Below are 19,085 nucleotides of genomic sequence, written 5' to 3'. Positions count from 1 at the left end.
CCTGTTAATTAATCGACATCTCATATGGCAGAAATAAGCATGCAGGGAAGCGTAACGAGAGATCATAGTTCTCTCGCCAGCTTCATGCTATTTCGTCATCGTAACGGCGCCACTTTCACACGTTATAAGAAGCAATTAAGAGACATTAATCACACAACACATTTAACATCATTAACACCACGGCAACCGTGATATATTTAGTCGGTGATTTATTTAAGGCTTTATTGAATACCTTTCAGATATAAAAATGCCCCGCATGGCGGGGCATTTTGCATCACGACACAGGCGCCGTGGATCAGGCGGAGGTATCGAGGGGCTCGAAGCCCTTGATGAGATCGTCGATCGCCTTCATCTGCTTGAGGAAACCTTCCAGCTTCTCCAGCGGCAGGGCACTCGGGCCATCGCAACGGGCCACTTTCGGGTCCGGGTGTGACTCGATGAACAGACCGGCCAGGCCGACCGCCATGCCGGCACGGGCCAGCTCGGTCACCTGATCCCGACGACCACCCGAGGCAGCCCCCAGCGGATCGCGGCACTGCAATGAGTGAGTCACGTCAAAGATCACCGGATAGCCGCCTGTGCTCTTCTTCATCACCCCCAGACCCAGCATGTCCACCACCAGGTTGTCATAACCGAAGTTGGCACCGCGCTCGCACAGGATCAGCTGATCGTTGCCGCACTCCTCGAACTTGTCGGTGATGTTCTTCATCTGGCTTGGGCTCAGGAACTGCGGTTTCTTGATGTTGATGACGTTGCCGGTGCGGGCCATGGCCTCCACCAGATCGGTCTGACGCGCCAGGAAGGCGGGCAGCTGGATGACGTCAACCACTTCGGCCACCGGCTTGGCCTGATGCACCTCATGCAGATCCGAGATGACCGGCATGCCGAAGGTCGCTTTCAGCTCCTGGAAGATCTTCATCCCCTCTTCCAGGCCCGGGCCGCGGTAGGAGTGGATGGAGGAGCGATTGGCCTTGTCCCAGCTCGCCTTGAACACGAATGGTATGCCCAGCTTGCTGGTCACTTCCACGTACTTCTCGCACACCGCCATCGCCATGTCGCGGGATTCCAGCACGTTCATGCCACCGAACAGCACGAACGGTTTGTCGTTGGCTACATCGATGTCATTGATCTTGATATTCTTCTGTTCCATCTCAGGCATCCTTAAGTGAAGGGGCTTGAATCCAAATTAGTCCGCTGCGCCTTGGCACACCGGCCTTGATACTCTTCTGTTTCAGTTCCCGGCCGCCCTTGAGTGAAGGGGCTTGGGGCTTGAATCCCAGTTGGTCCGCTGCGCCTTGGGCACACCGGTCTTGATACTCTTGCGTTGCAGCTCCCGGCCACCCTTGAGTGAAGGGGCCTGGGGCTTGAATCCCAGTTGGTCCGCTGCAGCTCACGGCCCTTTAATGGAGGGGCTTGGGGCTCAGATCCAGCGCGGCCAGTTGCACCTTGAGCACATCGGCCACAGGATCGTCCGGACATTGCTCAATAAAGTATTCAAAATCGTCGGCGGCGAAGCGCGGGCAGTCGAGCTGCTCGTAGATGAAGCCGCGATCCCGCGTCTCCAGCGGATCGCCGGGCTTCATGCGCAGCAGCAGTTCGCTGCAGCGCAGCGCTTCCGTCATGCGATCTTCCCGCAGCAGGGCACCCTTGCTGACGTTGAGCAGCCGCTCGATGATCTCCCACTGGCCCGAGGGCTGCAGGTGTTCGGAGGTCAGTGTGGCCAGATTGCCGAGGGCGCCGCGCAGCAGCAGCTCGATGCGGTGCAGGCTCAACTCGTCGCCGGTGAAGGGGTCCACATAGACCTCGCCCTCGCTGCCGGCGAAGCTCACCAGGAAGTGACCGGGGAAGCAGATCCCCTCCACATCCAGCCCGAGCTTGCGGCCCAGCTGTATGATGAGGATGCCGAGGCTGACCGGAATGCCCTGCTTGCGGGCGAGCACCTGAGCCAGATCGCAATTGGCGGCGGAGAAGTAATCCTGCCAGTCACCGTGAAAACCCAGGGTCTGGTAGAAGCCCTGCAGCAGCTGACGACGCACCTCGTCACAGTTGCCCTCGTCGATCGTCTCGTCCAGCCAGGCATCGAGCCGGGCCAGCTCGGCATCGCCACGGCCGCCGATACCATGGATCTCGTCGCTCACCGACAACGCCAGCTCGGCGATGTCGTGGGCCTCGAAATCGGTCCATTCGTCTACGCGTATCATAGTCATCATCCTTAACCGAACAGACCGGCCTGCTTCTGCAGCGCAAGCTTGGCGATAAAGAAGAGCCAACCCAGGGCACCGAGGAAGGCAAACCAGCGGATACCCTTGTTGCGGGCCAGCCGCAGCGCCATCGTGGCCAAAAAGGCCACCACCAGGATGGCGGTCAGCTTCTCGCTGAGCCAGGGGGTGCCATTGTTGAGCGGATTGAGATCCAGCACCATGCACAGCAGCACGCCGGAGAGCACCACCAGCCCATTCAACCAGCCGCTCAGTTGCAGGACCCGGCTGCCATAGGCGCCGGCCGTCCCCTTCTGAACCCAGTAAAAACGCAGCATAAACATCAGCACGGCCGAGGCGATCAGCACCAGATGCAGATGTTTGAGAGCAACATACATAACATGTCCTTGAACAGAGGCAGACCGGGCCCGCCCGTCATCATCACCGAACCAGGCGCCCCAGGGTCACCCGCTCGTTATCGCCGTAATCGCGCACGGTTTCCACCTGGCTGTAGCCGTGCTGCAGCAGGAGTTGACGCACCGCCTCGCCCTGTTGCCAGCCGTGCTCCAGCAGGAGCCAACCACCGGGCAGCAGATGGGCAGGCGCACCGGCCACTATCAGCCGGATATCCGCCAGCCCCTGCTCGTCGGCCACCAGGGCGGAGCGCGGTTCGAAACGCACATCCCCCTCGGCCAGATGGGGGTCGGCGCCGTCGATGTAGGGCGGGTTGGAGACTATCATCCCGAAGCGCGGCGCGCCCGAGAGCGGTTCAAACCAGCTGCCGTCCCGCACCTCTATGGGCAACCCCAGCGCGGCGCTGTTGGCGCGCGCCAGTGCGGCCGCCTCCGGCATACGATCCACCGCCCATACATCGGCATCAGGTCGCTCCGACTTGAGCGCCAGTGCGATGGCCCCTGTGCCTGTGCCGAGATCCAGCAAGGTACAAGGCGCCTGATCCGGCGCGACTGGCCTTGGGGGCAAGCGCGCCAGCGCCTGCTCCACCAACACCTCGGTGTCGGGGCGCGGGATCAGGGTGGCCGGGCTCACCTTGAGCGGCAGTGACCAGAACTCCCGCTCGCCGATGAGGTGGGCAATGGGCTCGCCGTCGAGGCGACGGCTCAGCCAGTCTTGCAGCCTTCCCTGCTGGGCCGCATCCAGGGTGCGCTCCGGCCAGGTCATCAGATAACTGCGCCGGCAACCGAGCAGATGGCAGAGCAGCACGTCGGCGTCGGCGCGGGGAGACTCGCCCCCGGCCAGGGTTGCCATTATGTGGGCGCGAGCCTGCTGGATCTGCATCAGCGGCACGCCATCGCCGTGACGGCGATATCTGCACAAACGGGCTGCATCAGCTGTTTTCCGCCAGGGAGGCGAGCTGATCGGCCTGATACTCCTGGATCATGGGGCTGATGATGCAGTCCAGATCCCCCTCCATGATCTCGCCGAGGCGATAGAGGGTGAGGTTGATGCGGTGCTCGGAGAGGCGGCCCTGCGGGTAGTTGTAAGTGCGGATACGCTCGGAGCGATCGCCGGACCCCACCAGGTTGCGACGGGTGCTCTGCTCGGCGGCGCGGTGGCGCTCATCCTCGGCCGCCTGCAGGCGGGCGGAGAGCACGGACATCGCCTTGGCGCGGTTCTTGTGCTGGGAACGCTCATCCTGACACTCCACCACCAGGCCGGTCGGCAGGTGGGTGATGCGGATGGCGGAATCCGTCTTGTTGACGTGCTGACCACCGGCCCCGGAGGCACGGAAGGTATCTATCTTCAGGTCGTTCGCATTGATCTCGATCTGCTCGGCTTCCGGCACTTCCGGCAGCACGGCAACGGTACAGGCGGAGGTGTGCACCCGGCCCTGGGATTCAGTCTCGGGTACCCGCTGCACCCGGTGGCCGCCGGATTCAAACTTGAGGCGGCCGTAGACGTGCTCGCCGTCCACCTTGGCGATCACCTCCTTGTAGCCACCGTGCTCGCCGTCGTTGCAGCTGACGATGGAGATGCGCCAGCCCTGACGCTCGGCGTAACGGGAATACATGCGAAACAGGTCACCGGCAAAGATGGCCGCCTCGTCACCGCCGGCACCGGCCCGGATCTCGAGGTAGCAGTTGTTGTCATCCTTGGGATCCCGCGGCAGCAGCATCACCTGCAGTGCCTGCTCCTGCTCCTCCAGCGTGCTCTTGGCCAGCGGCAACTCCTCCTGCGCCATCTCGCGCAGGTCGGCGTCATCCTCTTCCAGCATCAGCTTGGTAGCCTCCAGGTTCTCTTCGGCCTGGCGGAAACGCTGGAAGGCGTGAACGATATCTTCCAGCTGGGCATATTCCCGGGTCAGGGCGCGGTAGCGATCCTGATCCGAGGCCACCCCGGGCTCGCCGAGCATGGCCTGTACTTCTTCGTGGCGCTCGATGAGGCCTTCCAGCTTTCTGATCAGTGACGGATTCATAAATCTTGTTTTCTCGATGGAGGAAGGGGCCGCCAGCCGGCCACCCCGAACAATTACTCTGGTGACAATCCCAGCACCTGACGCAGGCGGGAGAGCTGATGGTGATCCCCCTGGGCCGCCGCCTGGCGCAAAGCCTGGGTCGGTGCGTGGATCAACTTGTTGGTGAGGCGGTGCGCCATGGCCTTGAGGGCCTGCTCGGCATTCTCGCCCTGTTGCAGGGCCAGCAAGGCGCGCTGCAACTCCTCATCGGCCACCTGCTGGGCCTGATGACGATAATCGCGGATGAGGTCCACCGAATGCTGGCTGCGATACCAGCCCATGAACTCATCGCGCTCTTCCTGCACTATGAGCTCCGCCTCGGCGGCGGCCCGTTTGCGGGTCTCCAGGTTCTGCTCGATGATGCCCTGCAGGTCATCCACCGTGTAGAGGTAGGCATCGGAGAGCTCGTCCACCTCGGCCTCGATATCCCGCGGCACGGCGATATCCACAAGGAACATGGGCTTGAAGCGACGGGCCTTGAGGGCGCGCTCCACCATGCCCTTGCCGATGATGGGCAATGGGCTGGCGGTCGAGCTGATGACGATGTCCGCCTCATGCAGATAATCGGGGATCTCTTCCAGGGTCATCACCCGGGCGCCGAACTCCTCGGCCAGCAGCTGGGCCCGCTGCAGGGTACGGTTCGCCACCATCATCTGGGTGACGTTCTGCTCGCGCAGATGGCGAGCCACCAGTTCTATGGTTTCGCCGGCACCGACCAGCAGCACCTTGGTCTGGGAGAGATCGGAGAAGATCCGGCGACCCAGGCTGACGGCGGCAAAGGCCACCGACACGGCGCTGGCGCCTATCTCGGTGTCCGTGCGCACCCGCTTGGCCACGGAGAAGGATTTCTGGAACAGCCGCTCCAGCGACCCCTTCACCGCCTCGGACTGCTGGGCATGGGCATAGGATTGCTTGATCTGCCCCAGGATCTGCGGCTCCCCCAGCACCAGGGAATCCAGGCCGCAGGCCACCCGCATCAGGTGACGCACCGCCTCTTCGTCCCAGTGCTGGTAGATGGCGGACACCACTTCGGCCGCGTCCAGGGCATGGAAACGTTGCAGCCAGTGCAGTACCTGCTCCCCCTGCCCCTGCGCCAGGCTGCAGTAAAGCTCGGTGCGGTTGCAGGTCGAGACGATCACCGCCTCGCTTACGCCGGGTTGGGTGACCAGCTCACGCAGGGCGCGATCGATGCAGTCCGGGCCGAACGCGACCCGCTCCCGCAAGGCGACACTGGCGGTGTTGTGGTTGATTCCGAGGGCAAGCAAACTCATGAGTGGGTGGTGATCGTATCTGTGCGCTGGGAGTAAAGGCCGTCAATTGTACGAGAAAGGGTAAGGCTTTAAAAGCAATACGGCCGCCCCTTATACTGTGGCAAATCCCCGTATCTGGAGCATGACCTTGTTGTTGCGTATTTTCACCTTCGCCTGCCTGCTGTTGCTGGCCGGTTGTGCCACCACCCAACCCCAGCGGGATCAGGTCAACTGGCAGCAGGAGCGGGCCCGTCTCGAGCAGCTCACCCACTGGCAGCTGTCGGGCAAGATGGCCATCATCACGGTCCAGCAGAAGGGCAGCGCCCGGGTCAACTGGCAGCAGGATGGGGACGACTATCGCCTCAACCTGAGCAGCATAGTCGGCACCCACATACTGGAGCTCTCCCGCAGCAAGGGCGAGATAACCCTGATCGACAACGAGGGCAAGCCGCACCAGAGCCAGGATGCCGAGGCGCTCGTCTATCAGCTCACCGGCTGGAACATACCGGTGCAGGGGCTGCCGGAGTGGATCAAGGGGCTGCCGGGCAAGGCCGAGTTCGAACTCAATCCCGACAGCAGCCTGGCCAGCGTACGTGACGGCCAGTGGCAGATCGTCTACGGCGACTACCGGGATCAGGACGGCTACCGCCTGCCGCACCAACTGACCATGACGGGCCAGGGCAGCCGCCTCAAGTTGCAGATCAACCAATGGACGCTCGTTCGCTGATGGCTGCGACTGACAAGGAGGCGACAATGACAGCCACTCGCTGGCCCGCACCGGCCAAACTCAACCTCTTCCTGCACGTCAATGGCCGTCGTCCGGACGGCTATCACGAGCTGCAGACCCTGTTCATCTTCCTCAGTCACGGCGACTGGCTCGAATTCGAGCCACTGCCAGACACGGACCTGCTCACCCTGAGCCCGGCCATTCCCGGCGTGCCCGATGAGCAGAACCTCATCATACGCGCCGCCCGCCTGCTGCAGGCACGGCTGCCGAGCCCGCAGGGGGCCCACATCCGGCTGGAGAAGGTATTGCCCATGGGCGGCGGCATAGGCGGCGGCTCCTCGGATGCGGCCACCACGCTCGTCGCCCTGAACCATCTCTGGCAGGCGGGCTTGAGTGAAGACGGGCTGGCGGAGCTTGGCGTGCAGCTGGGGGCCGACGTACCAGTGTTTGTGCGCGGCCGTGCCGCCTTTGCGGAAGGGGTGGGCGAGCGACTGCAACCGGTCGAATTGCCAAGCGCCTGGTATCTGGTGCTCAAGCCCGATTGCCATGTGGCCACCGCCGCCGTTTTCCAGGATCCGGACCTGCCCAGAGCGACGCCGAAAATGGCATTTCACAACCTGCTGGAAGGCGAGTGGAAAAACGATTGCGAATTGCTGGTGAAAAAGCGCCACCCCGAGGTTGCCAATGCGCTCGGCTGGTTGCTAGAATACGCGCCGTCAAGAATGACGGGCACAGGAGCCTGCGTCTTTGCTCAATTTGAAGACGAAGAGGCTGCTCGGGAAGTGTTGGCAAAAGTGCCGAAGAGATGGGATGGGTTTGTCGCCAAGGGCGAGAACATATCACCACTGTTCGTGACATTGCAACAAATCAGTGATTGGGGTATCGCCAAGCGGTAAGGCAGCGGGTTTTGATCTCGCCATTCCTAGGTTCGAATCCTAGTACCCCAGCCATTATCTTGGTGATTGACACGGGTGTGTCGGTAAATCGGCCGCAGAGGATCTTGACAGAGCGCAATCTCGTCAAGCCCGTCTGCAACCATTATCGTCCCCTTGTCACTCGCAAAGAGGTCATCGATCTCCTGGATGACGGCTGCCTGCAAACGCGACAGCCATCCGATTTGAAACATGTAACGATATGCACCTAGCCTGAAAGCAGCCTATAGTGGCCTGACCCGTCAACTTGATAAATCGTTTGCCCCAAAACGATACGGGTCTGAATCAGACTCCCCCACATACTGGATGCAACCCCGAGGTTTCAAACCGTGCCTGACATGAAGCTGTTTGCTGGTAACGCAACGCCGGAACTAGCCCAGAAGATCGCAGATCGCCTGTTTATCAAACTCGGCAATGCTGCCGTAGGTCGCTTTAGCGACGGCGAGATCAGCGTACAGATCAATGAGAATGTACGCGGTGGCGATATCTTCATCATTCAATCCACCTGTGCCCCGACCAACGACAATTTGATGGAATTGATCGTCATGGTGGATGCTCTGCGTCGTGCTTCAGCTGGCCGTATTACTGCCGTTATCCCCTACTTTGGTTATGCCCGTCAGGACCGCCGCGTCCGCTCCGCCCGTGTACCCATCACCGCCAAGGTTGTCGCCGACTTCCTCTCCAGCGTGGGTGTGGACCGTGTGCTGACCGTTGACCTGCATGCCGAGCAGATCCAGGGCTTCTTCGATGTCCCGGTCGACAACGTGTTCGGCAGCCCTGTGCTGCTGGAAGACATGCAGTCCAAGAACCTCGAATCCCCCGTGGTTGTGTCGCCGGACATCGGCGGCGTGGTACGTGCCCGTGCCATCGCCAAGCTGCTGGACGATACCGACATCGCCATCATCGACAAGCGTCGTCCCCGCCCGAACGTCTCCCAGGTCATGCACCTGATCGGTGACGTAGCCGGCCGCGACTGCATTATCGTCGACGACATGATCGACACCGGCGGCACCCTGTGCAAAGCCGCGGAAGCCCTGAAAGAGCGCGGCGCCAAGCGTGTATTCGCCTACGCCACTCACCCGGTCTTCTCCGGTTCCGCCGTGGAAAACATCAAGAACTCGGTCATCGACGAGCTGATCATCACCGACTCCATCCCGCTCACCGCGGAGATGAAGGCGGTCGACAAGGTCAAGCAGCTGACCCTGTCAACCGTACTGGCGGAAGCCATTCGTCGTATCAGCAACGAAGAGTCCATCTCTGCCATGTTTGAGCATTGATAGACGCCGTTGTGACAAAAACCGCCAGCTGGCGGTTTTTGTCTTTTTAGCCCAGTTACACCCGGTATTGCCCTGCCCCGGCAGGTTAAGGATAGATCCATGAATCGCTTGCGCCCGCTGCTGCTCCTCGTCCTCTGCAGCTTCCTGTTCGCCTGTCAGCCCGGCAAAGAAAACCAGCCCTTCGTGCTGACCCTGGCGCACATGAACGACACCCACTCCCAGTTTGACCCGGTCAACGCCGAGCTGAAGGGGCCCATCTTTGGCAAGCAGGGGGAAACCGACACCCTCTACACCCGCTTCGGCGGCTATCCGCGCCTGCTCACCATGGCGAAATCCTTTCAGGCCGAAGCGCTTGCCAAGAACCAGCCGCTCTTGCTGCTGCACGGTGGCGATGCCTGGCAGGGCAGCGGCTACTTCAAGCTCAACGAGGGAATGGCCAATGCCGAGCTGCTGAGCCAGTTCGGGCTCGATGCCATGGCCCTGGGCAATCACGAATTCGATCTCGACAACCACAAGCTGGCCCGCTTCATTCAGGGGGTCAACTTCCCGATACTGGCCGCCAACCTGGACACCCGTGACGACCCGGATCTGCGCCACGCCACCAACCTCAAGCCGTTCGTGGTCTATGCCTTCGAAGGCAACCGGAAGAGCCCGGTCACCGATCTCAACAACCTGCCCCAGGGCAAGCAGCTGGTCGCCGTGATGGGGCTGGTGCTGGAAGACATGGCCAACATCTCCCCCAACGTCGGCAAGCTGCGCTTTGGCAAGGAGGTCGCCTCGGCCCAGGCGACCGTGGATCTGCTGCGCCAGAAGGGGATCCACCACGTCATCGCCTTGACCCATATCGGCAACCAGCGGGATCTCGCGCTGGCGGCCGAGGTGAACGGGATAGATGCCATCGTCGGCGGCCACTCCCACAGCCTGCTCGGCGACTTCAGCAACATCGGCTGGGGCAAGACAGGCGAATACGCCCAGCTGGTCACCAATCCGGACGGCGTCGGCCTGACCTGTGTGGTGCAGGCGGGCTCCTACGCCCAGGCCATCGGCCTGGCCCGGGTCAGCTTCGACGGCCAGGGCCGGGTCATCGCCTGCAAGGGCCAGAACCAGCTGCTGGCCAGCCGCGACTTCTTCGCCGATCCGGCCCGCAAGCAGGTGCTGGATGAGACGCGTGGCAAGCAGGCGGGCAAGTTCATCGATGCCCAGCCCAACCTGGTGACTGTGGATGAAGACCCGCGTCTGCGCGGCATCATCGACAGCCACTACAAGCCGGCACTGGAGCAGGCCTTCGGGCCCGTCATCGCCACCCTGCCGGCGGCGCTGCAAAATGCCCGCCGCCCCGGCGACAACGGCAGCGACAGCCACGGCTCCGACATCGCCCCCCTGGTGGCCGAAGGCCAATACTACTGGGCCAACACCCCGGCAGTGCAGGCCCTGACCGGCGGCCCTGTCCACTTCGCCCTGCTGGCGGTGGGGGGCGTGCGCGCCGATCTGCCCGCCGGCGAGTTGCGCGAAGGGGACGCGGCGCTCACCCTGCTGCCGTTCAAGAATCAGCTCTCCGTGCTGACCCTGACCGGTGCCGAGGTACGCGCCCTGCTGACCGAGACCATCACGGCCACCCTGCCTGCCAGCGCCCACGCCGGCAAGTTCCCCTACGGCGGCCACCTGCGTTACACCTTCACCGAAACCGTGCCTGGCAAGCGTGGCGAGCTGACCCGACTGCAATGGCAGAGCACCGAAGGGCAGTGGCAGGATCTGGTCGATGACCAGCGCTACCGGGTGGTGATGAACGCCTACAGTGCCAATGGCAATGACGGCTGGCAGGCGCTCGCCCGCGCCCAGCGCCAGCAGGCCGAGCGGCTGGATCTCGCCTGGGTGGATGGCAAGCTGACCGGCTTCCCCATCGAGAAGGTGGAGCAGAGCGGCGATCAGCTGAGCGCCCGTTATGCGCCGGGTCAGCAACTCGACTGCAAGGCCAGCGGTGTCAACTGCGGCACGGATGCGGCCTCCTTCGTGCAATACGTGCGAGAGCAGCGGCCGACCCTGACCGCATTGACGGAAGAGACGGTCACGCTGCTGCGGGCCAAATAAGCCGCCACCCCAGCCAACACCGACCTGCACGGGCCTCGACAAGGGGCCCGTTTTGCTGCCATTGGCAACCCGATCAGCGGTTATTCCCTCACGGTTGCCGAGCTTTGGTTGAGTGATCGCCAGTCGGCGGCTAGAATATTGCGTCCCATTGCCTTGGGCAGTCTGCCCATTGCAAGCAGCGAGTGAAGACATCAAGCGTGACAAGCCAAATCAAACTGATCGTGGGACTGGGCAATCCCGGCCCCGAATACGCCAAGACCCGCCATAACGCGGGCGCCTGGTATGTGGAGCAGCTGGCTCGCTGGCACAATGTCAGCCTGCGCGAAGAGCCCAAGTTCTTCGGCCACACGGCCCGCATTCAGGTGGAAGGTCAGGATGTGCGTCTGCTCATCCCGAACACCTACATGAATCTCTCCGGCAAGGCCGTGGCGGCGCTGGCCCGTTTCTACCAGATAGAACCGGAAGCCATACTGGTGGCCCACGATGAACTGGACCTGCCCCCCGGCATCGCCAAGTTCAAGCAAGGTGGTGGTCACGGTGGTCATAATGGCCTCAAAGACATCATTGCCAGGATGGGCAACAACAATAATTTCTTCCGGCTGCGCCTCGGGATAGGCCATCCCGGCGCCAAGGAGCTGGTGGCCGGATTCGTCCTGACCAAGGCCCCAAGCAGTGAACAGAGCCTGATCGAGGCCGCATTGGATGAGTCCCTGCGCGCCACCGATATCCTGTTCAAGCAAGACATGACCAAGGCCATGAATCGCTTGCACAGCTTCAAGGCCGAAAAAGTCTGAATACAGATGCCTGACACGCGTCAGGCTCGCACAATATGACAGGGTCGCCCAAGAACCTGTCCACGCACTGTGACGAGAGGTCGTCAGCAAGGTGAAGCGCAGCGCAGGAACCGGAGCGTATAGGCATACGTGAGGATTCCGAGCAGCACATGAGCCTTGATCACGGCCTCGCAGTAAGAGCGTGAACAGGTTAAGCGGCCCTCAACAGCATCCATCAATAAGGTAACAATCCATGGGTTTTAAATGCGGTATCGTGGGCCTGCCCAATGTAGGTAAATCCACCCTGTTCAATGCGCTGACCAAGGCCGGCATCGAAGCCGCCAACTTCCCGTTCTGCACCATTGAGCCGAACACGGGTGTGGTTCCCATGCCGGATCCGCGTCTCGACCAGCTGGCGGCCATCATCAATCCCCAGCGTGTCGTGCCGACCACCATGGAATTCGTGGACATCGCCGGTCTGGTTGCCGGTGCCTCCAAGGGCGAAGGTCTGGGCAACCAGTTCCTGGCCAACATCCGTGAAACCGAAGCCATAGGCCACGTGGTGCGCTGCTTCGAGGACGAGAACATCATTCACGTTGCCGGCAAGGTCTCTCCGGCCGACGACATCGAGGTGATCAACACCGAACTGGCCCTGTCGGATCTGGACGCCTGCGAGCGCGCCATTCACCGCCAGTCCAAGCGCGCCAAGGGCGGCGACAAGGATGCCAAGCTGGAAGTGGAAACCCTGGAGAAGATCCGGGTCGCCCTGGAAAACGGCCAGATGATCCGTGGCATGAAGCTGGACAAGGATGAGCTGGCCGCCGTGAGCCACCTCAACTTCCTGACCTTGAAGCCCACCATGTACATCGCCAACGTGGCGGAAGACGGTTTCGAGAACAACCCCTTCCTCGACAAGGTGCGTGAAATCGCCGCTACCGAGAACGCGGTTGTGGTGGTGGTCTGCTGCGCCATCGAATCTGACATCGCCGAGCTGGATGACGATGATCGCGCCGAGTTCATGGCAGATCTTGGCATCGAAGAGCCGGGCCTGAACCGGGTGATCCGCTCAGGTTACGAGCTGCTCAAGCTGCAGACCTATTTCACCGCCGGCGTGAAGGAAGTGCGTGCCTGGACCATTCCGGTCGGCGCCACAGCACCGCAAGCGGCGGGCAAGATCCACACCGACTTTGAAAAAGGCTTTATTCGCGCCCAAACCATCGCCTTCGAAGACTTTATCACCTACAAGGGTGAGCAAGGCGCCAAGGAAGCAGGCAAGATGCGCGCCGAAGGGAAAGACTACATCGTCAAAGATGGCGATATCATGAACTTCCTGTTCAACGTCTAATCCCATGGGAGGCCAGCATTTGCTGGCCTCTCTTTTATCTGGCATAACGCCGTATCTTCCGGCAAATGTCGTAAAAAAAACCAGATTGTTGGGCTTTTGCACGACAGCGACCAATAACTCGCCAAACGCACCCAAATTCGGTTTTTCTGGCAAAAAAAGGGTTGACGCCCCAGAGCCAGATACGCATAATTCGGCCCGCACAGTGACGAGGCAACGACTCACTGGAAGCACGGTTGGCTATGTAGCTCAGTTGGTTAGAGCATCGCACTCATAATGCGAGGGTCACAGGTTCGAATCCCGTCATAGCCACCATTAATTGTTCAGTTGGGGTATCGCCAAGCGGTAAGGCAGCGGGTTTTGATCTCGCCATCCCTAGGTTCGAATCCTAGTACCCCAGCCATTTTTAAAAGTTCTTTGACCAGTCACATGACTGTCGAGGAGCGCTGTTGGGGTATCGCCAAGCGGTAAGGCAGCGGGTTTTGATCTCGCCATCCCTAGGTTCGAATCCTAGTACCCCAGCCATTTTTAAAAGTTCTTTGACCAGTCACATGACTGTCGAGGAGCGCTGTTGGGGTATCGCCAAGCGGTAAGGCAGCGGGTTTTGATCTCGCCATCCCTAGGTTCGAATCCTAGTACCCCAGCCATTTTTACCCGTCATCGACCTCGTCGGTGATAGCTGTGGTGAACGTAAGAGGTTTTAATCTCGTCAACGTTCCTAGGTTCGTATCCTAGTGCCACAGCCATTTTTAAAAGTTCTTTGACCAGTCACATGGCTGTTGAAGAGCACTGTTGGGGTATCGCCAAGCGGTAAGGCAGCGGGTTTTGATCTCGCCATCCCTAGGTTCGAATCCTAGTACCCCAGCCATTTTTAAAAGTTCTTTGACCAGTCACATGGCTGTTGAAGAGCACTGTTGGGGTATCGCCAAGCGGTAAGGCAGCGGGTTTTGATCTCGCCATCCCTAGGTTCGAATCCTAGTACCCCAGCCATTATCTCGTTCTCTTCCACCTAGTGGTTGATGACAGATGGCTATGTAGCTCAGTTGGTTAGAGCATCGCACTCATAATGCGAGGGTCACAGGTTCGAATCCCGTCATAGCCACCATTTTGCAGTTGTTCAGTTGGGGTATCGCCAAGCGGTAAGGCAGCGGGTTTTGATCTCGCCATCCCTAGGTTCGAATCCTAGTACCCCAGCCATTTTTACTTGTAGACGACCCGGTCGCATACAAGACGGCTATGTAGCTCAGTTGGTTAGAGCATCGCACTCATAATGCGAGGGTCACAGGTTCGAATCCCGTCATAGCCACCATTAATATTGCGGAAGTGGCGAAATTGGTAGACGCACCAGATTTAGGTTCTGGCGCCCTAGGCGTGAGAGTTCGAGTCTCTCCTTCCGCACCATTAATAGCAGTACCAAACAGACCAGCTCAGGCTGGTTTTTTTGTGCCCGTTTTTCGCCCTCTATCCTCTTGCCATCCTGTCTCTGCCTCGCTCCCCCCTCGCTCTGCCGCCACCCGAGCTCATGCGGAGCGACAAAAAAGCGGCCCGCAGGCCGCTTGTCTCTCTTTTCCCTGGATCAACCCGGTCAGAACGGGAAGAACCAGGGGATGGCGATCACGCTCACCACCATCACCAGCAGGGTGAAGGGCACGCCGATGCGTACGAAATCCACGAACTTGTAGTTGCCGGGCCCGAGCACCAGGGTATTGACCGGTGACGAGACCGGCGTCATGAAGGCCGCCGAGGCCGCGATGGCGATGGTCATGGCAAAGGGATAGGGGGAGATCCCCATCTGCTGGGCCGTACCTAGCGCAATGGGCGCCATCAGCACAGCCGTCGCGGTATTGGAGATGAAGAGCCCGATCAGGGCGCACAGGGCAAACAGGCTGGCCAGCATCACGCGAGGGCCCATCTCACCGACGGCCGCGATCAGACCGCCGACAATCAGGTCCACCCCGCCGGTCTTCTGCAGCGCCAGAGCAAAGGGCAGCATGCCGACGATCAGGATCAGGGTGGGCCAGTGGATGGACTTGTAGGCACTCTCCATGTCGATGCAGCGGAACTTGCCCATCAGCAGGCAGGCCACCAGCGCCGCGATGACGTTGGGCACGGGATCCGTCACCATCAGCACCACCATGACCCCGAGACAGATCAGGGCGTGGATGGCCTGGCTGCGGGCCGGCGCCATCTCGTCCACCTCGGCGGGCAGGCCGAGCAGCAGGAAGTCGCGGCTATGGGTCTGCAACAGGCGGATCAGGCTCCAGTTGCCCACCACCAGCAGGGAGTCGCCCATCTGCAAGGGGTCATCCACCAGCTTGCCGGTCAGCGCCTCGCCGTTGCGGCGGATCCCCACCACGCTCAGACCGTAGTGGGAGCGAAAGGCCACTTCGCGAATGCTCTTGCCGAGCAGACGGGATTCGGGGATGAGCGACACCTCGGCCATGCCCACCTCCCGCGCCTGATCGGAGAAGTACTCCCCGCGCAATATCATGGGCTCGAGCCGCGCCTCGCTGCAGAACTCTCGCACATCCACCTCGGGGTCGGACATGTCGATCAGCAGCACGTCCTTGGCCTGGAACTCGGTGACGCCGGAGACGGTCACCATCACCCGCCGAAACTTGCGCCAGCGCTCCACCCCGATGACGTTGGCACCATAACGGGCCCGCAATTGCAACTCGTCCAGGGTCTGGCCTATCAGGGGGGAGTCGGGCCGGATCGCCAGCCGGCGGGCGCGCCCGGCCAGCCGGTAATCGCGGATGAGATCGCGCATTGTGCTGCGCCCCGCCTGCTTGCCTTTGCCCTCCTCCCCTTCACGCACCAGGGAACCCCGCATCAGCAGCATGTAGATGATGCCCATCACCAGGATAATCAGCCCCATGGGGGTGAAGCCGAAGAAGCCGAAACCATGGATGCCGTGGCGCATCAGCTCACTGTTGACCACCATGTTGGGCGGGGTCGCCACCAGCGTCATCATGCCGCTGATGAGGCCGGCAAAGCCGAGCGGCATCATCAGGCGGCCAGCCGGGATCCCCATCCGGTTCGCCACGCTCAGCACCACGGGGATGAAGATGGCCACCACCCCTGTGCTGCTCATCACGGCCCCCAGCAGGGAGACGGCCACCATCAGCAGCACCAGCATGCGGATCTCGCTGCTGCCCGCCACCTTCACCAGCATGTCCCCCACCTGATAGGCGATGCCGGTGCGCACCAGCCCCTCCCCCACCACGAACAGGGCGGCGATCAGAATGACGTTGGGATCGCTGAACCCCGCCAGCGCCTCCGGCAGGGTCAGGGTGCCGCTCAGCACAAACAATATGATGATCAACAAGGCGACTACGTCCATGCGTACCTTGTTGGTAATAAACAGATAGATGGCGCCCACCAGCATGCAGAGGACCCAGATCAGTTCGGAATTCACACTTGCTCCTTTCGTTCATGTCCGCCACTGCACAATGGGTGAAATGGCGGACTCCATCAGACCACAGCTTGTTCTGCCCCGGTTTGTTACATATCAATAAAGGGCAAGGGCCATCATCGCATATCGGGGCCCCCTGCGGTCCGCAAAAATGGCGAGCCTTTGCCGTCACCCTTTATCCATTCTTTGATGTGGCTCAGGCCGGCTCGGACAAAAGTCCTGCGTTGGCCCCCGCGCAGCCCCTAGAATAGGCCCGTTCCGATCACCCCCTTCTTCCAAATTTTCAAAGGAAACGAAAATGAGCATATTCGAGTGGTTCAGCATCAATCACACCCTGGTGACCATACCGCTGGGCAGCGGTTACGCCATGTCGTGGATTGAAGCCATCGGCACCCTGTTCGGCCTGGCCTGCATCTGGTTCGCCAGCCAGGAGAAGACCATCAACTACCTGTTCGGCCTCATCAACGTCAGCCTGTTTGCCATCATCTTCTTCCAGATCCAGCTCTACGGCCTGCTGATGCTGCAGCTGTTCTTCTTCTGCGCCAACGTCTACGGCTGGTACGCCTGGACCCGCCCCGCCAACGAGCAGGGTGACAGCCTGCAGATCCGCTGGCTGAGCAAGTCCAAGCTGATGGTGACCGCCGCCCTGAGCGTGCTGGCCATCGCCCTGCTGACCCTGTTTATCGACCCCGTGTTCGCCACCCTGGCACGCACCTCGGTCGCCCTGCTCAACCTGTTCGGGGCCGGCCTGGCTACCCCTGAGCCCTCCCCCGATGCCTTCCCGTTCTGGGATGCCAGCATGACGGTGCTCTCGGTGGTGGCCCAGATCCTGATGACCCGCAAATACGTGGAGAACTGGATCCTCTGGGTGGTCATCAACATCATCAGCATCGGCGTCTATGCCGCCCAGGGCGTCTACGCCATGTCGCTGGAGTACCTGATCCTGCTGTTCATCGCCGCCAACGGCACCCGCCTCTGGATGCTGGCCGCCAAACGCCCGCAGCAGGAAGCGATCGCATGAGCCTGCTGCCCCATCTGCAATGCCGCCCGGATCAGATTGCCGAACGGGTGGTGCTGTGCGGCGATCCGGCCCGGGTCGATCGCATCGCCAGTCAGCTGCAAGGGTGCGAGTCGCTCGGCCAGAACCGGGAGTTTCGCCTGATCAACGGCCATCATCAGGGGCTGCCCGTCACCGTCTGCAGCACAGGCATCGGCGGCGCCTCCGCCGTCATAGCGCTGGAGGAGCTGGTGCAGGCGGGTGCCCGCTCGCTCATCCGGGTCGGCTCCGCCGGCGCCCTGCAGCATGAGATGGCGCTGGGGGATCTCATCGTGGTGGAGGGGGCCGTGCGCCACGAGGGCGCCTCGCTGGCCTATCTGCCACCCGAGTACCCCGCCTGCGCCGACATTCGGCTGCAGGCCGCCCTGCTCGACCATATCGCCGCCAGCGGCCAGCCTCACTGGCACGGCCTGGTGCGCTCCCACGACAGCTTCTACCGGGATGACGAGCAGGCGGTGTGCCGCTACTGGCACGAACGCGGCCTTCTGGGGGCGGACATGGAGACGGCCTCCCTGCTTACCGTCGGTCGGCTGCGCAAGGTGCGAGTCGCCGCCGTGCTCTGCAACGTGGTGGTCTTCGAGCAGGACGTGCAGCAGGGGGTAAGCGACTACGCCAGCGCAGAGGCGGCCATGATGGCCGGTGAGCGGCTGGCCATCGCCGCCGCGCTCCATGCGCTGGCGCAATAAGCCAGCCACACCCCAGACCCGGATCTGATCAGCCCAGGGGCCGGCATCGCCGCCGGCCCCTGCCAAAACGTTAAGCCCGGCACATTCGATGGCTCGGGCGCTGGCATCCGGCCCCCGCTCTTGCTAGCCTCATGGCCCTCGTTTCCCCGCGCGGGTTTCTCATGCAGCAACAACCCTATCCCCTCGGTCGCTTTCACGCCGAACTTGAGCAGCTTGAACCCCGCTTTGCCGCGGCGCTGGAGGCCTGCACCCTGTTTCTGCGCCGCTACCTGCCGGGCGAGCCCATCATGCGCCAGGGGGAGCAGAGCGAATGCCTCTATCTGGTGGAGACGGGACGGGTCTCCCTCAACAGTGCCGTGCACTCGGGGCGTCTGTTTCAGCTCGGGGAGATAGCGTGCCAGCGCCAGATCTTCGGCGAGATGGAGTTCTTCAGCGCCACCCCGGTGCAGTGGAGCGTGGTGGCCGAGACAGAGCTGGATGCCAGCGTCATCTGTGCGCACAAGCTGGCCCAGCGGCTGCTGGCCGAACCCGAGCTGACCCTGTTCTTCGCCTCGGCCCTGGCCAGCGACTATCTGGATACCCTGGACATCACCACCAGCCGCCTGTTGCACCCCATCGCCTACAACATCGCCTTTGAACTGTGGCGCGAGCGCCAGCGCACCCCCATGCTGGGCTCGCGCAAACGCTCCCACGAGGCGGCGCGCTTTGGCACCACGGAGCGCGTCTACCGCCGCGCCCTCAAGGAGCTAGTCGAACAGGGGATAGTGTGCGATGGCGCTGACGGCCCCAGCATCGCCGATCTGGCCAGGCTGCGCGCCTATCTCGACCTTTAATCTCGATTCACTCTTCACCCCTATCGGAGCATCC

The 19,085-nt window shown here is 61.6% G+C and carries 16 protein-coding genes and 11 tRNA genes; 20 read left to right on the top strand and 7 right to left on the bottom strand.

Annotation, left to right across the window (positions count from 1 at the left end; all coding sequences use genetic code 11):
• Positions 1–295: 295 nt before the first annotated feature.
• The 6 genes from kdsA to hemA all read right to left on the bottom strand — a co-directional run bounded on the left by kdsA (position 296) and on the right by hemA (position 5,942).
• On the bottom strand, positions 296–1,150 hold the full coding sequence (kdsA, locus tag ACM3N8_RS08905) for a 3-deoxy-8-phosphooctulonate synthase (RefSeq protein ID WP_042037513.1): 855 nt from the start codon (positions 1,148–1,150) through the stop codon (positions 296–298).
• A gap of 250 nt (positions 1,151–1,400) precedes the next feature.
• Complete coding sequence (locus tag ACM3N8_RS08900) at positions 1,401–2,201, bottom strand: SirB1 family protein (protein WP_103471016.1); 801 nt, start codon at positions 2,199–2,201, stop codon at positions 1,401–1,403.
• 11 nt (positions 2,202–2,212) lie between these two features.
• Entirely contained in the window at positions 2,213–2,596 is a 384-nt protein-coding gene (locus tag ACM3N8_RS08895; RefSeq protein ID WP_290017750.1) for a SirB2 family protein, read from the bottom strand.
• 43 nt (positions 2,597–2,639) lie between these two features.
• The gene (gene prmC / locus ACM3N8_RS08890) at positions 2,640–3,494 is read right to left on the bottom strand and encodes a peptide chain release factor N(5)-glutamine methyltransferase (RefSeq protein WP_290017965.1); all 855 of its coding nucleotides are present in this window, start codon (positions 3,492–3,494) and stop codon (positions 2,640–2,642) included.
• A gap of 49 nt (positions 3,495–3,543) precedes the next feature.
• Positions 3,544–4,632, bottom strand: coding sequence for a peptide chain release factor 1 (gene prfA / locus ACM3N8_RS08885; RefSeq protein WP_005317010.1), 1,089 nt, complete (start codon positions 4,630–4,632; stop codon positions 3,544–3,546).
• Positions 4,633–4,685: 53 nt separating this feature from the next.
• Positions 4,686–5,942: a glutamyl-tRNA reductase gene (gene hemA, locus ACM3N8_RS08880; RefSeq protein ID WP_043135619.1), complete on the bottom strand. Its 1,257-nt coding sequence runs from the start codon at positions 5,940–5,942 to the stop codon at positions 4,686–4,688.
• Positions 5,943–6,063: 121 nt separating this feature from the next.
• Here hemA and lolB point away from each other — a divergent pair, with 121 nt between their 5' ends.
• The 17 genes from lolB to ACM3N8_RS08795 all read left to right on the top strand — a co-directional run bounded on the left by lolB (position 6,064) and on the right by ACM3N8_RS08795 (position 14,461).
• On the top strand, positions 6,064–6,648 hold the full coding sequence (gene lolB, locus ACM3N8_RS08875) for a lipoprotein insertase outer membrane protein LolB (protein WP_274453660.1): 585 nt from the start codon (positions 6,064–6,066) through the stop codon (positions 6,646–6,648).
• A 26-nt stretch (positions 6,649–6,674) separates the two neighbouring features.
• The gene (gene ispE, locus ACM3N8_RS08870; protein WP_274453659.1) at positions 6,675–7,544 is read left to right on the top strand and encodes a 4-(cytidine 5'-diphospho)-2-C-methyl-D-erythritol kinase; all 870 of its coding nucleotides are present in this window, start codon (positions 6,675–6,677) and stop codon (positions 7,542–7,544) included.
• Positions 7,524–7,598, top strand: a tRNA-Gln gene (locus tag ACM3N8_RS08865). The genes ispE and ACM3N8_RS08865 overlap by 21 nt, the downstream gene beginning before the upstream one ends.
• Before the next feature lie 311 nt (positions 7,599–7,909).
• Positions 7,910–8,857, top strand: coding sequence for a ribose-phosphate pyrophosphokinase (locus tag ACM3N8_RS08860; protein WP_033131039.1), 948 nt, complete (start codon positions 7,910–7,912; stop codon positions 8,855–8,857).
• Between the two features lie 99 nt (positions 8,858–8,956).
• The gene (locus ACM3N8_RS08855; protein ID WP_290017755.1) at positions 8,957–10,945 is read left to right on the top strand and encodes a bifunctional metallophosphatase/5'-nucleotidase; all 1,989 of its coding nucleotides are present in this window, start codon (positions 8,957–8,959) and stop codon (positions 10,943–10,945) included.
• 197 nt (positions 10,946–11,142) lie between these two features.
• Complete coding sequence (pth, locus tag ACM3N8_RS08850; protein WP_098983020.1) at positions 11,143–11,739, top strand: aminoacyl-tRNA hydrolase; 597 nt, start codon at positions 11,143–11,145, stop codon at positions 11,737–11,739.
• 232 nt (positions 11,740–11,971) lie between these two features.
• The gene (gene ychF / locus ACM3N8_RS08845; protein WP_098983018.1) at positions 11,972–13,063 is read left to right on the top strand and encodes a redox-regulated ATPase YchF; all 1,092 of its coding nucleotides are present in this window, start codon (positions 11,972–11,974) and stop codon (positions 13,061–13,063) included.
• 235 nt (positions 13,064–13,298) lie between these two features.
• Positions 13,299–13,375: transfer RNA gene (locus ACM3N8_RS08840), tRNA-Met, on the top strand.
• Positions 13,376–13,388: 13 nt separating this feature from the next.
• Positions 13,389–13,463, top strand: a tRNA-Gln gene (locus ACM3N8_RS08835).
• 47 nt (positions 13,464–13,510) lie between these two features.
• A tRNA-Gln gene (locus ACM3N8_RS08830) sits at positions 13,511–13,585 on the top strand.
• 47 nt (positions 13,586–13,632) lie between these two features.
• Positions 13,633–13,707 (top strand) — tRNA-Gln (locus ACM3N8_RS08825).
• Positions 13,708–13,853: 146 nt separating this feature from the next.
• Positions 13,854–13,928 (top strand) — tRNA-Gln (locus ACM3N8_RS08820).
• Positions 13,929–13,975: 47 nt separating this feature from the next.
• A tRNA-Gln gene (locus tag ACM3N8_RS08815) sits at positions 13,976–14,050 on the top strand.
• A gap of 38 nt (positions 14,051–14,088) precedes the next feature.
• A tRNA-Met gene (locus tag ACM3N8_RS08810) sits at positions 14,089–14,165 on the top strand.
• 17 nt (positions 14,166–14,182) lie between these two features.
• A tRNA-Gln gene (locus ACM3N8_RS08805) sits at positions 14,183–14,257 on the top strand.
• Between the two features lie 35 nt (positions 14,258–14,292).
• A tRNA-Met gene (locus ACM3N8_RS08800) sits at positions 14,293–14,369 on the top strand.
• A gap of 8 nt (positions 14,370–14,377) precedes the next feature.
• Positions 14,378–14,461: transfer RNA gene (locus ACM3N8_RS08795), tRNA-Leu, on the top strand.
• Positions 14,462–14,645: 184 nt separating this feature from the next.
• Here ACM3N8_RS08795 and ACM3N8_RS08790 read toward each other — a convergent pair.
• Positions 14,646–16,478 (bottom strand): SLC13 family permease, encoded by a 1,833-nt coding sequence (locus ACM3N8_RS08790; RefSeq protein ID WP_290017760.1) that lies wholly within the window; start codon positions 16,476–16,478, stop codon positions 14,646–14,648.
• A 295-nt stretch (positions 16,479–16,773) separates the two neighbouring features.
• On the opposite strand from ACM3N8_RS08790, the gene pnuC reads away from it, so the two are divergent.
• The 3 genes from pnuC to ACM3N8_RS08775 all read left to right on the top strand — a co-directional run bounded on the left by pnuC (position 16,774) and on the right by ACM3N8_RS08775 (position 19,051).
• Positions 16,774–17,496: a nicotinamide riboside transporter PnuC gene (pnuC, locus tag ACM3N8_RS08785; RefSeq protein WP_290017763.1), complete on the top strand. Its 723-nt coding sequence runs from the start codon at positions 16,774–16,776 to the stop codon at positions 17,494–17,496.
• Positions 17,493–18,218, top strand: a complete 726-nt coding sequence (locus tag ACM3N8_RS08780) for a nucleoside phosphorylase (protein WP_098983011.1) — start codon at positions 17,493–17,495, stop codon at positions 18,216–18,218. The genes pnuC and ACM3N8_RS08780 overlap by 4 nt, the downstream gene beginning before the upstream one ends.
• 161 nt (positions 18,219–18,379) lie before the next feature.
• The gene (locus ACM3N8_RS08775; protein ID WP_416015989.1) at positions 18,380–19,051 is read left to right on the top strand and encodes a Crp/Fnr family transcriptional regulator; all 672 of its coding nucleotides are present in this window, start codon (positions 18,380–18,382) and stop codon (positions 19,049–19,051) included.
• Positions 19,052–19,085: the final 34 nt, after the last annotated feature.

The organism is Aeromonas sp. A04 (genome assembly GCF_047780465.1).
In the GTDB taxonomy this organism is placed as follows: Bacteria; Pseudomonadota; Gammaproteobacteria; order Enterobacterales; family Aeromonadaceae; genus Aeromonas; species Aeromonas bestiarum.
This window is presented reverse-complemented; position numbering and strand designations above follow the sequence as displayed.